The following is a 16,244-nucleotide window of genomic DNA, read 5'->3' as shown; positions in this document are numbered from 1 at the left end:
ATTATCGTTTGAGGAGAATTTTAAAGGCTTTCACAAGTAAAGTTTCTTTTGGTTCGTTGTTTAGGACCTTGCATCTTGTTACCACTGTCTTTTTCCTTCAACATCATTTTTACCAATTGGCTTCTTTCTTTTTTAATGGCCTCTCTCTGCATCTTATCTTTTTCAAGGTCAAAATATACGGCACCTTCAATTATTGTTTTTTCAGCTTTGCTATACACCGATAATGGGTGGCCGGACCATAGGACAACGTCTGCATCCTTACCCTCTTTTATGCTGCCTACGCGATTATCAATATGCAAAAGTTTTGCAGGGTTGATGGTAACCATTTTCCAAGCTTCCAATTCTGACATTCCACCATACTTCATTGTTTTTGCAGCTTCTTGGTTCAACCTTCGTATCATTTCGCGGTCATCACTGTTTATGGCTACGGTAATGCCTTGAGATTGCATTATGGCCGCATTGTAGGGTATGGCATCGTTAACTTCGTACTTGTAGGCCCACCAATCGCTAAAAGTACCGGCGCCTGCACCATGTTCTGCCATTTTATCGGCTACTTTGTAACCTTCAAGAATATGGGTAAACGTATTTAAACGAAAGCCAAATTTATCGGCAACTTTCATCATCATGTTTATTTCACTCTGTACATACGAGTGGCAACTGATAAAACGCTCACCGTTTAATATTTCGGCGAGAACTTCCATTTCTTCGTCATAACGATAGGGTTCCCCACTTTTTTTCTTTGCATCGTATTCCTTGGCTCTTTGAAAGTAGTTGGTGAATACCTGTTCAACACCCATACGGGTTTGTGGAAAACGAGAATAGCTTCCCCAGTTCGACTGTTTTACGTTTTCACCAAGTGCAAACTTTATAAATTTGGGCGAATTATCGTAGATCAGTCCGTCTGAATCTTCCCCCCATTTAAGTTTTAAGATGGCGGAGCGGCCCCCGATGGGGTTGGCGGAACCGTGTAGTAACTGTAATGAGGTGACTCCCCCTGCTAAAGAATGGTAGATGCCCATGTGTTCTGGATCTACTACATCTTCCATTTTAACCTCGGCAGAACTATTATGTCCCGATTCGTTCACCGCAAGTGCGGCAATATGGCTGTGCTCATCTATAATGCCTGCAGTAAGATGTTTTCCGGTGGCATCGATTACTTTGGCCCCGGCCGATTTTAGATCTTTTCCGATCTTGGTGATTTTACCGTTTTTAATAAGAACATCGGTATTCTCTAAAATACCTGCATCTTCACTGGTCCATACAGTGGCATTTTTAAACAACAGTGTTTCTTGCTTCGGTTTAGTTTTATAGCCATACCCAACATTTGGATAGGTTACGGGCATAATTTCATGTGCCTTGGAAGCATTCCTTTCCCTTTTCTTTGTTTCGGCCAAACCTGATTTTTTGGTCGCGGTAAAAAAGCTTTCCGTTCCGTCCGGTAGTATTAATCTACCCGATAGGTTATCGGAATCAGCTACGACAGCACCTGTCATCCGGTAGTTTTTTTCACCTTTGTCGGTAGAAAAGGAGAATGTTACCCAATTGTTCTTGTAAGATAGTTTGGAAGGTAGTTTAAGAGTGTCCTTTTTTACTTCTATTTTAGGTTTTGATATTTCACCTGTAATAGAGATATCATAAGAGTTTCCTTCCAGGGCTATACTATAATCGCCCCTAATATCTTTGGTATCCTTATTGTTGATTACATTTTTGTTTCCTTGTACCCAGTTTTCATATAAGATGGTGGATTTGTCGAAAATATCGCCCGAAGTAATCAAAAAGTTGGCATGGGCTCCAGAGGTAAGGCTTCCCAGTTCATCGGATTTACCTAAAATTTGGGCCGGTATGGTAGTCAATGCTTCCAAAGCCTTTGTTTTTGATAGGCCATAAGTGATGGCCTTTAAGAGGTTTTCCTTAAACTTAGACATTGATTTTAGATCATAGGCCGTTAAGGAAAACGGAACCCCGTTATCGGCCAAAACTTTGGGGTTTGTCGGGGCTTGGTTCCAAAAACGCATATCTTTTAAAGAAACATAATCTGCTTGGTAGGGATCTGAAACATCATAGGCATCCGGAAAATTAAGAGGTATGATGTACTTGGCGTTCGTTGCCTTTATTTCTGCTATTCTTTCAAACTCGTTACCACCACCGAGAATGGTATATTGTATGCCGTAGGCGTCTCCAATTTTATCTGCCCTAAGGGCGTTTCCTTTATCTTTGGCCTCAAAAATCTGTACAAGATCTTTGTTTTTTATCAAAGCCTCCAAAGAACGGTCCTTGGTATCGGCATTACCCTGTTCATACCAATTTGCATCACTGTACATTTGACGTAACAGCGCCAATGCACCCATTAATGATGTGGGGTACGATTGTTTTTTTAATACACTTTTGGTCAGAGAAAAATATTGGGCGGAACGGTCGTCTAAAATACGATTGGCATCTGTACCTTGGCCGTTTAGTGCGATCAGTACTCCGGTTCCTCTTGCGATACCGTCGTGTATGTGCGAGTTTACTGCACCAAAACCTGCATTGATCAATTCTTTGGCCGCTTTTTCATCATATTTAAAACTACTGATGGCCGTGTTTTCTGGCATAATATGATCGTTCCAGTAATATCCTTCTCTTTCGGCTTCGTATTGTGCTGATCTGCTCCTTCCTGGTTTTCTTTTGGGTTGTTCCACACCAAATTTTGAATAAATATCGATAAAAGAGGGGTAGATAGATTTGCCTTCAAGATCCACTACGACCGTATTTTCTGGAAGTTTTACCGATTTTCCGGCATTTACAACTTTTCCGTTCTTGATCAATAATGTACCTTTTTGGATCACCTGGGTAGGTGTTACAAAAATTTTGGCGTTCGTAAAGGCGGTATAGTTATTGTTTGTTGCCTTAACACCGTCGTTCTTAGGAAAATAGTCTTGTGAAAAGACCAAGGCACTACACCATAGAAAGCATAGTGAAAAAAGAATTTTTTTCATTTTGAGTTTGTTTGATTAGTCGTTTAAAATTAAGACTTGAAAAGTCGCTCAAAGAAAATTTTAGTATTTTTTAACAATTAAATTATTGAGATCTAGCAACTTCCTTTTTCTTTGGTGCAGAATCGATTATTTCTCATTTAATCCTATGGATTATTGCTGATTATTGAAGTGGGTATTTTTGATGGTACGCTATTAAAAGAGAAACTACGGCGTTGTAACTTTTAATACCCTGAGATTGATTGTTGGCTTTTAAAAAAGAATTGAAAATAGATTTGAACACTGGCTCCATCGGATTTTCATACTGGCTCCAAAAATCTGCCATTTCTTGAAAATTGGCGCGTACCCCGGGGTTTAATTCTGCGAACATGGTTTTGAACAATTCGATATCTCCCCTTCGAACATCACTTAAGCAATAACCCAATGCATATGCGTAGGCGGTATATTGAAAATAAAGATCATCATTGTTGGCGGTTACAAGATATCCTATAAAGTTGGTTTCGTTCTCTGCAGAATACCCTAATTGGTGTCCAATTTCATGTCCGGTAACTATCGGTAACCTAAAACCGGGCAATATTCCATTGACCTGAGCTTCGTTGGTAAACGGGTTAAGGTAGCCCGCGTACCCCATATATGTGAGTCCGGTACTGAATAGCGATGCTTTAACGCTTGGTTTTGCGTACGTAAGAAAGTCGTATTTTTTTGATAACTGTTTATAACCGTCTATACTTTTCTGAAATATTTCTTCTTTAGAGTAGGGGACTTCTACCTTGGTCAATGAATCTCTTGTAAGTTTTAGTTGTATCTGGTTGGTCTTTTGAATAAGTTTCTTGGTAAAATCTACAAGCTCGTGGTAATCTTTGGTTTCTTTTATTTCTAGTTTGTCGGCCAGGGGTTCACGGTAATAATTAAAGCCCCACATTAGGTGAAAGGTAAAATAGGCGATGGACAATACCATAAGAATATCCCGTAGAAATAAAATTTTATGATGTTTAATGGATCGCCAGTTTTTATATAGGTAACCGATTGCGGTGATGACCAAGAGAAAGTATAGAATGTCGCCTACAGAAAATGGTATCCGGCCGAACAACATTCTAAAAAAGATAGAAATTTTAGGGTAAATACCTGTGCTGTAGACTTCTTCTATAAAGGAAGTTTTAGTGCCAAGCCACTTGATCAGGATAATTTGGGGAATTATCGATAGGGCAATTCCTGTTTTTAATCTCATCTTCATTGCCTCAAAAATAGGGAATTGATTTTTTGGTCAGTATTTTTGACCAAATATTTTAGTTGATATGAATACAGAAATCAATAAGCTAGAACCTAAAGAGGTTTGGGCGAACTTTTCAAAGTTGAATGAAGTCCCAAGACCATCAAAGAAAGAAGAGAAGGTCATTGAATTTATGTTGGACTTTGGAAAATCTTTGGGGTTGGAAACTTTTAAGGATAAAATAGGCAATGTTATAATCCGTAAACCCGCCAGTGAAGGTATGGAAGGTAAAAAAATGGTTACGTTGCAATCGCATTTGGATATGGTGCATCAAAAGAACAACGATACTGTTTTTGACTTTGATACGGAAGGTATACAAATGTACCATGCCGATGGATGGGTAAAGGCCAAAGGGACTACTTTGGGTGCCGACAACGGTATGGGGGTCGCCGCCATTATGGCATTGCTGGAAAGTGATCAGATAGCGCACCCGCCTTTGGAGGCCTTGTTTACAATTGATGAAGAAACCGGTATGACGGGAGCTTTTAATTTAGAAAAAGGTATTTTAAAAGGAGATGTTTTATTGAATTTGGATACGGAAGAGGATGATGAGATAGATATAGGATGCGCCGGGGGAATCGATGTTACGGCCAGTAGAACCTATAATGTAAAAGAAGGTGGGCATGGTGATGAAGGAATTCAGATAACGGTTTCAGGTTTAAGGGGCGGTCATAGTGGTATGGATATTCATAAGGGATATGGAAATGCCAATAAGATAATGAACCGGCTGCTTTATCTAGGACTCGATTTTAATATGCGTATCAGTTCTTTGGAAGGGGGCAGTTTAAGAAATGCTATCCCGAGAGAAAGTGTCTGTAAATTGAACATAGGCAGAAAGCATGCTAAAAAATTTATAAAACGCATCAACAAATTATCCGATACGATAAAGTCGGAATTAAGGGTTCAAGAACCAAATTTGGAGATAAGCCTATCGGAAATAAAGCCCGCTAAAAAAGTAATGGGCCTTGGTTCGCAAGAAAAATTGATCAAAGCGATTTATGCGGCCTCGAACGGAGTGTATGCCATGAGCGCTGCTATGGACGATTTGGTTGAAACTTCAAACAACATAGCAAAGGTAGAAGTAAAGGATGGTCGTATTAGGGTTGCTTGTTTAACAAGGTCGTCGGTTGATACGGCGAAATTGGACTTGGCAAATTCGTTACGGTCGGCGTTTGAGCTTGGTGGGTTCAATGTAACGTTCAGCGGGGCTTATCCTGGGTGGAATCCAAATCCCGATTCAGAGATTCTCTCCGTAGCCAAAACAACCTATTCCGATTTGTTTAAAGAAGAACCTCGTGTGGTTGCCTGCCATGCCGGTTTAGAATGCGGTATCTTAGGGGAGAAATATCCAGAGATGGATATGATAAGTTTTGGTCCGACTATAAAGGGAGCCCATTCTCCCGATGAGCGCGTAAGTGTAGTTTCTGTCCAAAAATTCTGGAATTTCTTATTGGAAATTTTAAAACGCACTTCTTAAAAAAATAGCAATAAAAAAAGCCTCGCAATATGTATTGCGGGGCTTTTTTTATTGTTGTACTTACGGTTATTTAATACCTGTTATTTCCACGTCAAAAACTAAATCGGCATTCGGGGGTATTGGGCCACCACCTTGTTCGCCGTAGCCAATGTGAGAAGGTATGAACAACCTTACCTTATCACCGACTTTCATTGTCAATAGACCTTCTCTGAAACCTGCGATCAACCTTGTGTCGGGGCTATATTCCATTTCTGCTGGCATGTAGCCGCCACCTTGTAGCCTTCTTTCGTCAAATTGGTCATATTTACGGGCAATCTCTTCGTAGTTGCTATCAAATAAAGTACCGTCCATTAAGTAACCTGCGTACATTACATCTACTTTTTGGCCTATTTTTGGTTTTTCGCCATCACCTTCCTCTAATTTTAAAATTCTAAGTCCAGACGGTAAAGCGCTTGCCTTTTCTTTTTGGGTAAGAAGTTCGGCAGCAAAATCGGCCTTTATTTTGTTAAGTGCAGCTAATTTTTCAGCTTTCTCGGCCTCAACTTTGGCAAGACGTTCTTCTTCATTGTCAAAATAATCCGTCATTACTTTTACGGCATCGAATTTACGGGCTTCCTTACCGTTTCTGATGATTTCTATTGTGTTCATCGTAACAGCTTCCAACGGTTTGTTACTGCCGGGTTCAACCGCTACGTTGGCTATGGAGTCAACTACTTCCATGCCTTCTACTACTTCTCCAAAAACACTATGGCGACCATCTAACCATGGGGCTGCATCGTGGGTGATGAAGAATTGGCTTCCGTTAGAATCGGGTCCGGGATTGGCCATTGAAAGAACACCCTTTTTGTCATGTTTTAAAGAGTCGTTGAACTCGTCCATGAATTTGTATCCAGGGCCTCCCGTGCCTACTCCCAACGGGTCTCCACCTTGGATCATAAAACCTTTCATGACTCTGTGGAAAGTTAATCCGTCATAATATTTTTTTCCTTTGTACTCTTCACTTACAAATGGACTTTCGCCTTCGGCCAAAGAAATAAAATTGGCTACGGTCACTGGTGTTTTATCATGTTCCAGTCTAACGATAATATCGCCTTTAGAGGTTTTGATGTCGGCAAAAAGACCATCTCCAAGGTCGGCGCGTTTACTGGTTTTGCAACTGGCCATAACCAATGGGATAATAGCCAATAGGTAAATTCTTTTTATCATAATAAATGGTTTAATCTTTCGTGTTGTTTTGTTGTTTTTCAATTTTTAAAATGGTGATCGTTGACTTTAAGGGAACGTTGGTTCCTATTTTATTGTTGTCGCCATGGTAACCATATGCTATGGATGAAGGAAAAAGAAAAGTTGCCTTTTCGTTTTCCTTTAGTAGCTTAATGGCATCTCTTAACCCTAGAAAAAGCTCTTGTTTGTCTACCTTATAACTAACGGTGCCTATTTCAGATTCTGAGTACAAGGTGTCGTTATCCAGTGTTAGCAAATTGTACTTTAAGATGACCAAATCGTCTGTTTTTGGCGTATAGTCAGAACTATCGTTGACTTTTAGGTAGTGGTACCAAGAACCTGAAGCACTATGTGTATAATGTTTTAAGGAGTCGTTTTTTATAATTTCATGAATTTTTTTCTCTTCGGCTTCCAAGAGTTTTCTGCTTCTTTCTACCGAAGCCTTAAAAAAACTACCGCTTTTTCTTTCTACCGGTTTTCTTGGTTCTGGACCGTCACAACTAAAAAGTAATATGGTAACAAAAGCTAAAATAATATTTCTCATTGTGTCAATACAGTTTTATACTGAGGAAGTAATGATAAAAAATAATTAATAGTGTCTTCCAAGTTTCTTTCACTTTTACCGCCTGCGGCATTATGGTGTCCGCCACCGTCAAAATGTTTACGGGCAAAATCGTTTACGGAGAAATCCCCGACCGATCTAAAAGAAATTTTAAAAATACCTTCTGCTCTGTTTTCTATAAATATTACCGCAAAACGAATACCTTCCAAGGTAAGTCCGTAGTTCACAAAACCTTCGGTGTCTCCCTTTTCGTAATTATAGCGGTCTAGCTCTTCTTGGCTTAATGTGATATAGGCCGTGCTAAAATCTTTTAAGATTACCATATTTTTAAGGGCACAACCTAGAAGATGTAATCTGCTGGGTGAGTTGGTATCATATATACGGTGATGGATCTCGGTGTTTTCGGCTCCCTTGTCCATCAAATCGGCGATGATCCGATGTGTTTTGCTGGTAGTCGCCTTAAACTTAAAAGATCCGGTATCGGTCATGATCCCCGTGTACAGACAGTTGGCTATATCTTTGTCTATAAGGGCTACATCGTCTAAATAGGAAATAAGGTTGTAGACCATTTCGCAAGTAGAGCTCATACTTACGTCGGAATACATTACGGTGGCATAGTCCGATGGTTCTTGGTGGTGGTCTACCATTACAAATTTTGCCGTAGCGCTGTGAAGGCTTTCCGACATTTGACCGACCCTTCCAAAATCATTAAAATCCAATGTAAAGATCAATTCGGCTTCCGCTATGTGCTTCTTTGTTTCAGAGTTGTTGCGTTCAAAGTTTAAGATTTGATCGGCACCGGGCATCCATTTCAAAAATTTAGGAAAATCGTTTGGTGCCAGTACAATGGCTTTATGTCCTTTTTTGGTTAAATAATGCCAAAGGGCCAGTGTAGACCCGATAGCATCGCCATCTGGATTTTTATGTGGAACGATAGCTATCCTCTTAGAAGAGGATAACAATCCTTTAAGTGCCTCTATTTGCTCAAAATTCATGGGCGCAAAGATACAATATAATAGCAAATGGAATATGGGTTATCGGCTTGCCCATAAGTGGGTGCATATGTCATAGTTTTAATTTATGACCTGATTCAAAAACAATTGAAAGTTGTTGTTTGTTCCGAAAAGCGTATTTTTGCGCAAAATTTTAAAAAATGACTACGAATAGAACATTTACAATGATAAAGCCAGATGCTGTTGAAAAAGGGCATATAGGGGCTATTTTGGATAAGATTACAGCTGCTGGTTTTAAGATCGTGGCTATGAAGTACACACAGTTGAGTGTTAGGGATGCTCAAGAATTCTATGCGATTCATAAAGAACGTCCGTTCTTTAACGAATTGGTAGAGTTTATGACCAGAGGTCCTATCGTATCGGCTATTTTAGAAAAAGAAAATGCGGTAGAGGATTTTAGGGCCTTGATAGGTGCTACCAACCCGGCAGAAGCTGCAGAAGGAACTATTAGAAAACTATATGCGGATAGTATTGGCGAAAATGCTATTCACGGATCTGATAGCGATGAGAATGCTGCAATTGAAGGTGCTTTTCACTTTGCTGGAAGAGAAATCTATTAAACTATATTGTTAAGTAAGATAAAGGGGCCGATACAACTGTATCGGCCCCTTTATTTTTTTATTGGCAATGTTTAGCGCAAGACCAATTTTTTTACCAGGTCTTTTCCAAGTTCTTGGTTTATCATTTGTATGATTTTTGATTTTCCCAGACTCAGTTCTTCCCTAAGAACTGAAGAGGAAAGAGATACGAACAAGGTGCTGTTTTTTAGTTCAACATCAGTGGTGTAGTTCTGAACACCATTGCCCATAAGGTTAGACCATGCTGTTCTTACATCTACCTTGTCTATGCCATCTTGCAGCTTGTTCTTTTTTATGAACGCAGAAAGGGCATCTTGCATGCTAAGGTTATCGTTTTCTCTTCGTGACATTATCATTCAATTTTTATAGGCTCAAAACGTTTAAAATGGTAGACAGTACCTTCCTCGTTTTTTGTAGAGTAACTGTCTTCTGACAAGAAGATAATACTTTCTTCCCATTCGCTTAACTCATTTTTGTATAAAATTTTAAAACCGTCCTCTTCTTGTTTTATGGTAAACGGTTCTGCGTCGTTCGATGTTTTGAAACTTCCGTCAAATTGTGGCATCACCTTTTTTTTGTATCCTTTAAGATCATCAAGTTCTATATAGTCGATGATGGAATTTACTTTGTATTCCTTTTTGTTTCCATCGGAAAAAACAACTTCTTCGATCTCCCAATAACCATTAAGGTGGTTTAGGTCACTTTTAGAGACTTTATCGGAGCAAGCGAAGAGGGTAAATGATGTTATGATGGTGAGTATTAGCTTTTTCATGCTTAATTACAACTTAAATATTTTATAGGTCTGATGAATCTTTTTTACAACTTTTTCGGTTCTTTCCGCATGTGTGTCGCTCACAAAAATTTGTCCGAAGTTTTCTTGGTTCACCAACGAAATAATATGGGACACACGGTTTTCGTCCAGTTTGTCAAAAATATCGTCTAAAATTAAAATAGGACTGGTTTTTGCCAATTCTTGCATAAAATGGAATTGCGCAAATTTTAGGGCTATCAAGAATGATTTTTGTTGGCCTTGACTGCCAAATTTTTTAATGGGGTAATCTTTTATTGAAAAACTAAGGTCGTCTTTATGTATCCCTACGCTGGTGTATTGTAGGGCTCTGTCTTTCGCTAGGTTTTCTTCCAATAATGAAGAAAGGTCGTTGTGCAACAATTTACTATCGTAGGTAAGGCCAACTTCTTCCGTATTGTTGGTGATCGCCTCGTATTGTTCCTTGAAAATTGGAATGAAGGTGTCTAAAAACTGTATTCTTTTGGTATATATTTCTGATCCGTACGCATGTAATTGCTCGTTGTATACACCAAGGGTGGCCTTATCAAAAGTGTGGTTTGCGGCAAAATATTTTAATAGGGCATTTCTTTGTGAAAGAATTTTGTTGTAGTTGATCAACGACTGTAGGTAGTCTTTGTCAGATTGTGAGATAACACCGTCTATAAACTTTCTTCGGACATCGCTCCCTTCCAGGATCAAATCTCTGTCCGCCGGTGAGATAATAACCAAGGGCAATAGGCCAATATGGTCCGCAAATCGCTCATAGGCCTTGCCATTTCTTTTGATAACTTTTTTGCTGCCCTTTTTTAGGCTGCATACAATTTTTTCTTCACGTTCCTCTTTTTGAAAAAGGCCTTCGATCACAAAAAAATCAGTGCCGTGCTTTATGTTTTGCGAAGAGACGGGGTTAAAGTAGCTTTTACCGAACGAAAGGTGATAGATAGCGTCCAGTATATTTGTTTTTCCTACACCATTGTCACCTACAAAACAGTTGATTTTTGAATCGAACTCAATATTTTTCGAATCAAAATTTTTATAATTTAGAAGTGATAGTTTTTTGAGAAACATTAAAAAATATCCATTTTTTTTATCCGTGAATGTGAAATAGCTACTAGGGCTTCCAAAAATAACGAATAAATACACTATTGGATTTCAATAAAAACTTTATTTTTGCGCGACCAATAAAATTAGAGATGGCAACATATAAGAAAAGAGGATTTAAACCTAAAACCAAGGTTGAGGCTCAGGAGTTTGAAGAGCAAGAAAGTACAACGGCTGAGGTATTCAGTACTTTGGACGAGAGTGCATCCAAGACCGAAGAATGGGTTTCAAGAAATCAAAGCTACATTTTAGGAGCTATTGGGGTTATCGCAATTGGTGTGTTGGGTTACTTGGCGTACAGTCAATTTGTACAAAATCCCAAAGAAGCTAGTGCGGCAAATGAAATGTACTACCCACAACAATATTTTGATCAAGCCTTGGCAAGTACTACTGCCAAAGATTCACTGTTTACTTTGGCTCTTGAAGGTGCCGAGGGTAAATATGGTTTCTTGGATATAATAGAGGAATACAGTGGCACAAAAGCGGCCAATTTGGCAAATTATTCTGCTGGTATGGCTTATTTGAATATGAACAAATATGAAGAGGCCGTTGACTATTTAGAAGAATTTAAGTCAGACGATGAGATTTTGGGTGCTCTTGCCAAAGGTGGTATGGGAGATGCTTTTATGCAATTGAACGATCCCAAGTATGCTTTGGAATATTATGAGGCCGCCATTGCACATAGTACCAATGAGTATACGACACCGAAATTTTTGTATAAAGCGGGAGTAACTGCCCTTGAAATGGGTGATAAGGCCAAAGCTTTAAAATATTTCGAGAGAATTAAGAATGAATTTTCCAGTTCAGATGAAGCTCGTTCTATCGATGCCTTTATAGGAATTGCCAAAAGTGGAGCGTAATGGCCACAAAGAATAAAAATTTGTCAGATTACGACAAGGCTACAGTCCCAAACGCGAAGAATCTTCGGTTTGGGATTGTTGTTTCTGAATGGAACTCGAATATAACGGAAGGGTTGTATAAAGGGGCCGAGGAAACCTTGTTGGATTGTGGGGCGCAATCATCCAATATTGTTAGATGGAACGTTCCTGGTAGTTTTGAGCTTACCTTTGGTTGTAAAAAAATGTTGCATCAAGAAAATGTAGATGCCGTAATTGCGATTGGCAGTGTTATTCAAGGAGAGACCAAGCATTTTGATTTTGTTTGTGATGCTACTGCACAGGGCATTAAAGACTTGAACGTTTTACACGACATACCTGTAATTTTTTGTGTGTTAACGGATAACAACATGCAACAGGCCATTGACCGTAGTGGTGGAAAATATGGCAACAAAGGTTCGGAAGCGGCCATCGCAGCCATTAAAATGGCTGTATTGGGTAAGTAACCCGGTTTTTTCGATCCGATTATCTTAGTTTTTATGTTTGTAGGGATAAATTGTTTCCTATAGCTTTTGAAAGAGGAATTCTGTTAACAAATTTTGGCATTCCTTGTACACCGCATTTTTTGAATTTAAGTAACTTTGAGGAATATGGGGATGCTAAGTAAAATAACGCGTTTACGAAAAAACAGGAAGTTTGAGTACAATCCTAGGTTTTTTGATGATAAAGGCAAGGGTAATCCATATAAAATTGAACCGAAGTTCGATCAATTTAGAAGCACCCTCGGTAACCAAAGGGGACTTAAAAATAAGATCAGTAATGCTCTAGAGGACACAAAAAGGAAAGGTGACCGTAATGTTAAAATTCGTTTTTTAATAATTCTAGGGGTGCTCATCTTTATTTTTCTATATATCATAGATTTTGACCTCTCTATATTTTTTTCCTGATAATGGCAGATATTATTAGACTTTTACCAGATCATGTTGCCAATCAGATTGCAGCAGGAGAAGTAGTTCAGCGTCCTGCATCCGTAGTTAAAGAACTACTGGAGAATGCTATTGATGCCAAGGCGACAGAAATAAAATTGATTATTAAGGACGGGGGAAAGACCTTGATACAGGTAGTGGACAATGGTATCGGTATGAGCGATACCGACGCCAGGCTTAGTTTTGAGCGCCACGCCACCTCTAAAATTCAAAAGGCGGAAGACCTCTTTAATTTAAATACCAAGGGGTTTAGGGGAGAAGCTTTGGCTTCTATCGCTGCCATTGCCCATGTTGAAATGATGACCCGAACAGAGGGTCAAGAAGTGGGCACGCATATTAAAATAGAAGGTAGCAAAATTTGTAGCCAAGAAGTAGCGGTGGTACCAAAAGGAACCTCTATGCTGGTCAAAAACCTATTTTTCAATATTCCTGCAAGACGTAATTTTTTAAAATCCGATCAGGTAGAATTTAGGCATATCACAGATGAGTTCCATAGGGTGGCCCTGGCGCATCCGCAAATCGAATTTCATTTTTATAACAATGGGGGAGAGCTGTTTAATCTGCCCGCGAACGATTTTAGAAAAAGGATCGTTCATATTTTCGGTAGAAAGGCGAATGAAAAGTTGGTTCCCGTAAACGAAGAGACCAATGTCGTAAAGATTTCCGGGTATATACAAAAACCCGAGTTTGCCAAAAAGAGTAGGGGGGAGCAGTTTTTTTTCGCCAATAATAGGTTTATAAAAAGTCCGTACCTGCACCACGCAGTATTGGGTGCTTTCGAGGGGTTGATAAAACCGGGCACTCATCCAGGATATTTTATATGCTTAGAAGTGGATCCGGCAACTATAGATATTAACATTCACCCTACAAAAACAGAGGTGAAATTTGATGATGAGCATACGTTATATGCTTATTTAAAATCGACCATAAAGCATAGTCTGGGCCAATTTAATGTGGTACCTTCCTTGGATTTTGATAAAGACCAGAACTTGGAAACCCCCTATGATTTTAAAAACAAGAATGCGCCGGCCCCAAGTATAACGGTAGATGTTGGTTTTAATCCGTTTAAGGAGGACACTTCTCCAAAAAGTACACCGAGCTATACCAAGACCAGTGCCAAGGGATGGGAGAATATGTATCAGGGCCTGGAAAAAAAATCTTTTGATAGCGGAGTAAGTTCTTTTGAAGTGGAATCAGAGGAGATCAATAGTTCTATCTTTGATTCTGATAGAGATGTTGCGGATACAATTACGACCACTTTTCAATTACGCAAGAAGTATATTGTTACCACTATAAAATCGGGAATGGTCGTCATTAACCAGAGTAGGGCACACCAGCGCGTTCTTTATGAAGGTTTTTTAAAGAACCTGACCATTAAGGAAGGGGTTAGCCAACAATTGTTATTTCCACTTTTATTATCGTTTTCTAAAATAGAATTGGAGATACTAAAGGAAATAAAGGAGAACCTTTGTGCCGTAGGCTTTGTTTTTGGTAGTATAGAGGATGATGCCGTTGAAATAAAGGGGGTGCCCGTGATGGTTGCCGAAAGCGAGGTACAAATGGTTATGGAGCAATTAATATCGGACTTTCAAATGGAGGTTTCCGAAGATAGTTTTTCGCAAAGTGATATGCTTGCAAAAACATTGGCCAAAACATTATCGGTTAAAACAGGTGAGGTTTTAGACGATGCATCGCAATTAGGCTTGGTAAATGATTTGTTCGCGTGTAAAGAAGCTACATTGAGCCCTTTTAACAAAAGAACTTATATTACCATTACAGAAAATGATATTGATAGAAAATTTATATAAATGACTAGAATAACAGAGGCGATAAAACATTTATTGATAATTAATATTTTGTTTTTTATCGCAACGAATATTTACGGGGATCAAATGTACCAGTGGTTTTCTCTGTGGTTTCCCAAAAACGAGAATTTTGGTATATGGCAGATTCTTACCCATATGTTTATGCATGGGGGCTTTATGCATATTGCATTTAATATGTATGCTCTGTATGCTTTTGGGTCACCTTTAGAACGTATGTGGGGTAGAAATAAGTTTTTGTTTTTTTATCTATCCGCAGGTTTGGGTGCCGCATTGATCCATACAGGGGTCAATTATTATTATTTTAATGAGGGGATGAACGCTTTGGTGAATTCCGGTATACCGAAAAGTACCGTTATGGATATTGTTTCGAGCGGACAGTACAGTACAGAATGGTACAATATTGCAGGTAAATCTACGATAGACAACTTTTTAAGTGCCTACCATACGCCAGCTGTAGGGGCCTCAGGAGCTATTTATGGAATTTTGGTGGCGTTTGGAATGTCTTATCCCAATAGCGAATTATTTCTTATTTTTCTTCCGATACCCATTAAAGCCAAATTTTTTATACCTGTGTTAATAGGATTGGATCTGTTTTCGGGAGTAACCGGCTATGGTATTTTTGGACAAGGTATTGCGCATTTTGCACATGTAGGGGGGGCGTTGTTCGGATTTTTGATGATGTGGTATTGGAAAAAGAATCAGTTTAACAATAACCGTTGGAATTAAAGAATGACGGAGACAAACTTAAGATATCAATTTAATAGGTTAAGCATAGCGGAAAAGCTAATCGCTGTGAATGTGTTGGTGTTCATTGTGAACGCTCTTGTCCCCTTCCTGTTCGGAATTTCAAAGAATAGCATTGTGCAATGGTTTGAATTACCAAATGATTTCTTTGATTTTCTTGTACAGCCGTGGTCCATAATCACCTATTCTTTTTTTCATGGAGGTTTGGGGCATTTATTTTGGAACATGTTGCTCATCTATTTTGTGGGACGCATATTTCTGAACCTATTTGATCCGAAACGTTTTTTGAACGTTTATTTATTGGGTGTTATAATGGGAGGTCTTTTCTTTATACTGGGGTATAATATCTTTCCTGCTTTTTTTAACGTAAATGCCTATTTAATTGGGGCATCCGCAGGTGCCAGTGCCATTTTAATTTTTATATGTACTTATATTCCCAATCAAGAGGTAAGAGTCATTTTTTTTAATGTCAAGCTATGGTATATAGGTGTCTTTGTAGTTCTTATGGATCTAATTCAGTTGCCCTCTAGTGGAAATGCCGGAGGACATTTAGCTCATTTGGGCGGTGCTTTGTTAGGGTATTTATATGCAAGACAACTTTTTAAAGGAACGGATATAGGAGCTGGTTTTTCGAAATTTGTAGATGGTGTTGCCAATCTGTTTAAACGTTCAGAGAAGAAAGCACCTTTGAAAACAGTGTATAAAAAACAATCTCGAACTTCAACTTCATCAAAGAGCTATGATGCGCAGAGCCATCAGAAAAAAATAGACGCCATTCTAGATAAAATCAGCAAATCTGGTTATGAAAGCCTTTCAAAGGCTGAAAAGGATTTTCTTTTCAAAGCTGGTAAGGAATAATAGGTGA

The 16,244-nt window shown here is 38.9% G+C and carries 15 protein-coding genes; 7 read left to right on the top strand and 8 right to left on the bottom strand.

Annotation, left to right across the window (positions count from 1 at the left end):
• Positions 1-20: 20 nt before the first annotated feature.
• Together J8L85_RS14825 and J8L85_RS14820 are read right to left on the bottom strand one after the other, a co-directional pair.
• Positions 21-2,975 (bottom strand): amidohydrolase family protein, encoded by a 2,955-nt coding sequence (locus J8L85_RS14825; RefSeq protein ID WP_211018558.1) that lies wholly within the window; start codon positions 2,973-2,975, stop codon positions 21-23.
• 160 nt (positions 2,976-3,135) lie between these two features.
• Complete coding sequence (locus tag J8L85_RS14820) at positions 3,136-4,206, bottom strand: DUF3810 domain-containing protein (protein ID WP_211018555.1); 1,071 nt, start codon at positions 4,204-4,206, stop codon at positions 3,136-3,138.
• 61 nt (positions 4,207-4,267) lie between these two features.
• On the opposite strand from J8L85_RS14820, the gene J8L85_RS14815 reads away from it, so the two are divergent.
• Positions 4,268-5,719, top strand: a complete 1,452-nt coding sequence (locus J8L85_RS14815; protein WP_211018553.1) for an aminoacyl-histidine dipeptidase — start codon at positions 4,268-4,270, stop codon at positions 5,717-5,719.
• A gap of 66 nt (positions 5,720-5,785) precedes the next feature.
• On the opposite strand, the gene J8L85_RS14810 is transcribed toward J8L85_RS14815, so the two are convergent.
• The 3 genes from J8L85_RS14810 to J8L85_RS14800 are packed head-to-tail and all read right to left on the bottom strand — an operon-like array spanning position 5,786 to position 8,500.
• Entirely contained in the window at positions 5,786-6,925 is a 1,140-nt protein-coding gene (locus tag J8L85_RS14810; protein WP_247656687.1) for a peptidylprolyl isomerase, read from the bottom strand.
• 10 nt (positions 6,926-6,935) lie between these two features.
• Entirely contained in the window at positions 6,936-7,487 is a 552-nt protein-coding gene (gene gldI / locus J8L85_RS14805; protein WP_211018551.1) for a gliding motility-associated peptidyl-prolyl isomerase GldI, read from the bottom strand.
• Positions 7,484-8,500 carry a DHH family phosphoesterase gene (locus J8L85_RS14800; protein ID WP_211018549.1) on the bottom strand — a complete coding sequence of 339 codons (1,017 nt, stop codon included), beginning with the start codon at positions 8,498-8,500 and terminating at the stop codon, positions 7,484-7,486. The genes gldI and J8L85_RS14800 overlap by 4 nt, the downstream gene beginning before the upstream one ends.
• Positions 8,501-8,658: 158 nt before the next feature.
• Between J8L85_RS14800 and J8L85_RS14795 the strand changes: the two genes are divergently transcribed.
• On the top strand, positions 8,659-9,078 hold the full coding sequence (locus J8L85_RS14795) for a nucleoside-diphosphate kinase (RefSeq protein WP_211018547.1): 420 nt from the start codon (positions 8,659-8,661) through the stop codon (positions 9,076-9,078).
• Between the two features lie 71 nt (positions 9,079-9,149).
• On the opposite strand, the gene J8L85_RS14790 is transcribed toward J8L85_RS14795, so the two are convergent.
• The 3 genes from J8L85_RS14790 to J8L85_RS14780 are packed head-to-tail and all read right to left on the bottom strand — an operon-like array spanning position 9,150 to position 10,954.
• Positions 9,150-9,446, bottom strand: a complete 297-nt coding sequence (locus J8L85_RS14790; protein ID WP_211018545.1) for a DUF721 domain-containing protein — start codon at positions 9,444-9,446, stop codon at positions 9,150-9,152.
• Positions 9,447-9,448: 2 nt separating this feature from the next.
• Positions 9,449-9,868, bottom strand: a complete 420-nt coding sequence (locus J8L85_RS14785; RefSeq protein ID WP_211018544.1) for a hypothetical protein — start codon at positions 9,866-9,868, stop codon at positions 9,449-9,451.
• 6 nt (positions 9,869-9,874) lie between these two features.
• Positions 9,875-10,954 (bottom strand): DNA replication/repair protein RecF, encoded by a 1,080-nt coding sequence (locus J8L85_RS14780; RefSeq protein WP_211018543.1) that lies wholly within the window; start codon positions 10,952-10,954, stop codon positions 9,875-9,877.
• A gap of 125 nt (positions 10,955-11,079) precedes the next feature.
• Here J8L85_RS14780 and J8L85_RS14775 point away from each other — a divergent pair, with 125 nt between their 5' ends.
• The 5 genes from J8L85_RS14775 to J8L85_RS14755 all read left to right on the top strand — a co-directional run bounded on the left by J8L85_RS14775 (position 11,080) and on the right by J8L85_RS14755 (position 16,237).
• Positions 11,080-11,847: a tetratricopeptide repeat protein gene (locus J8L85_RS14775; RefSeq protein WP_211018542.1), complete on the top strand. Its 768-nt coding sequence runs from the start codon at positions 11,080-11,082 to the stop codon at positions 11,845-11,847.
• The gene (ribH, locus tag J8L85_RS14770; protein ID WP_211018541.1) at positions 11,847-12,329 is read left to right on the top strand and encodes a 6,7-dimethyl-8-ribityllumazine synthase; all 483 of its coding nucleotides are present in this window, start codon (positions 11,847-11,849) and stop codon (positions 12,327-12,329) included. Before J8L85_RS14775 ends, ribH begins: the two co-directional genes overlap by 1 nt.
• 443 nt (positions 12,330-12,772) lie before the next feature.
• Positions 12,773-14,617 carry a DNA mismatch repair endonuclease MutL gene (gene mutL / locus J8L85_RS14765; RefSeq protein WP_211018540.1) on the top strand — a complete coding sequence of 615 codons (1,845 nt, stop codon included), beginning with the start codon at positions 12,773-12,775 and terminating at the stop codon, positions 14,615-14,617.
• The gene (locus J8L85_RS14760; protein ID WP_211018539.1) at positions 14,618-15,361 is read left to right on the top strand and encodes a rhomboid family intramembrane serine protease; all 744 of its coding nucleotides are present in this window, start codon (positions 14,618-14,620) and stop codon (positions 15,359-15,361) included.
• Between the two features lie 3 nt (positions 15,362-15,364).
• On the top strand, positions 15,365-16,237 hold the full coding sequence (locus J8L85_RS14755; protein WP_211018538.1) for a rhomboid family intramembrane serine protease: 873 nt from the start codon (positions 15,365-15,367) through the stop codon (positions 16,235-16,237).
• The last annotated feature ends 7 nt before the right edge of the window (positions 16,238-16,244 follow it).

Source organism: Maribacter sp. MMG018, from assembly GCF_018100785.1.
In the GTDB taxonomy this organism is placed as follows: Bacteria; Bacteroidota; Bacteroidia; order Flavobacteriales; family Flavobacteriaceae; genus Maribacter.
The sequence above is the reverse complement of the archived record's forward strand: the minus strand, read 5'-3'. Positions and strand labels throughout refer to the sequence as shown.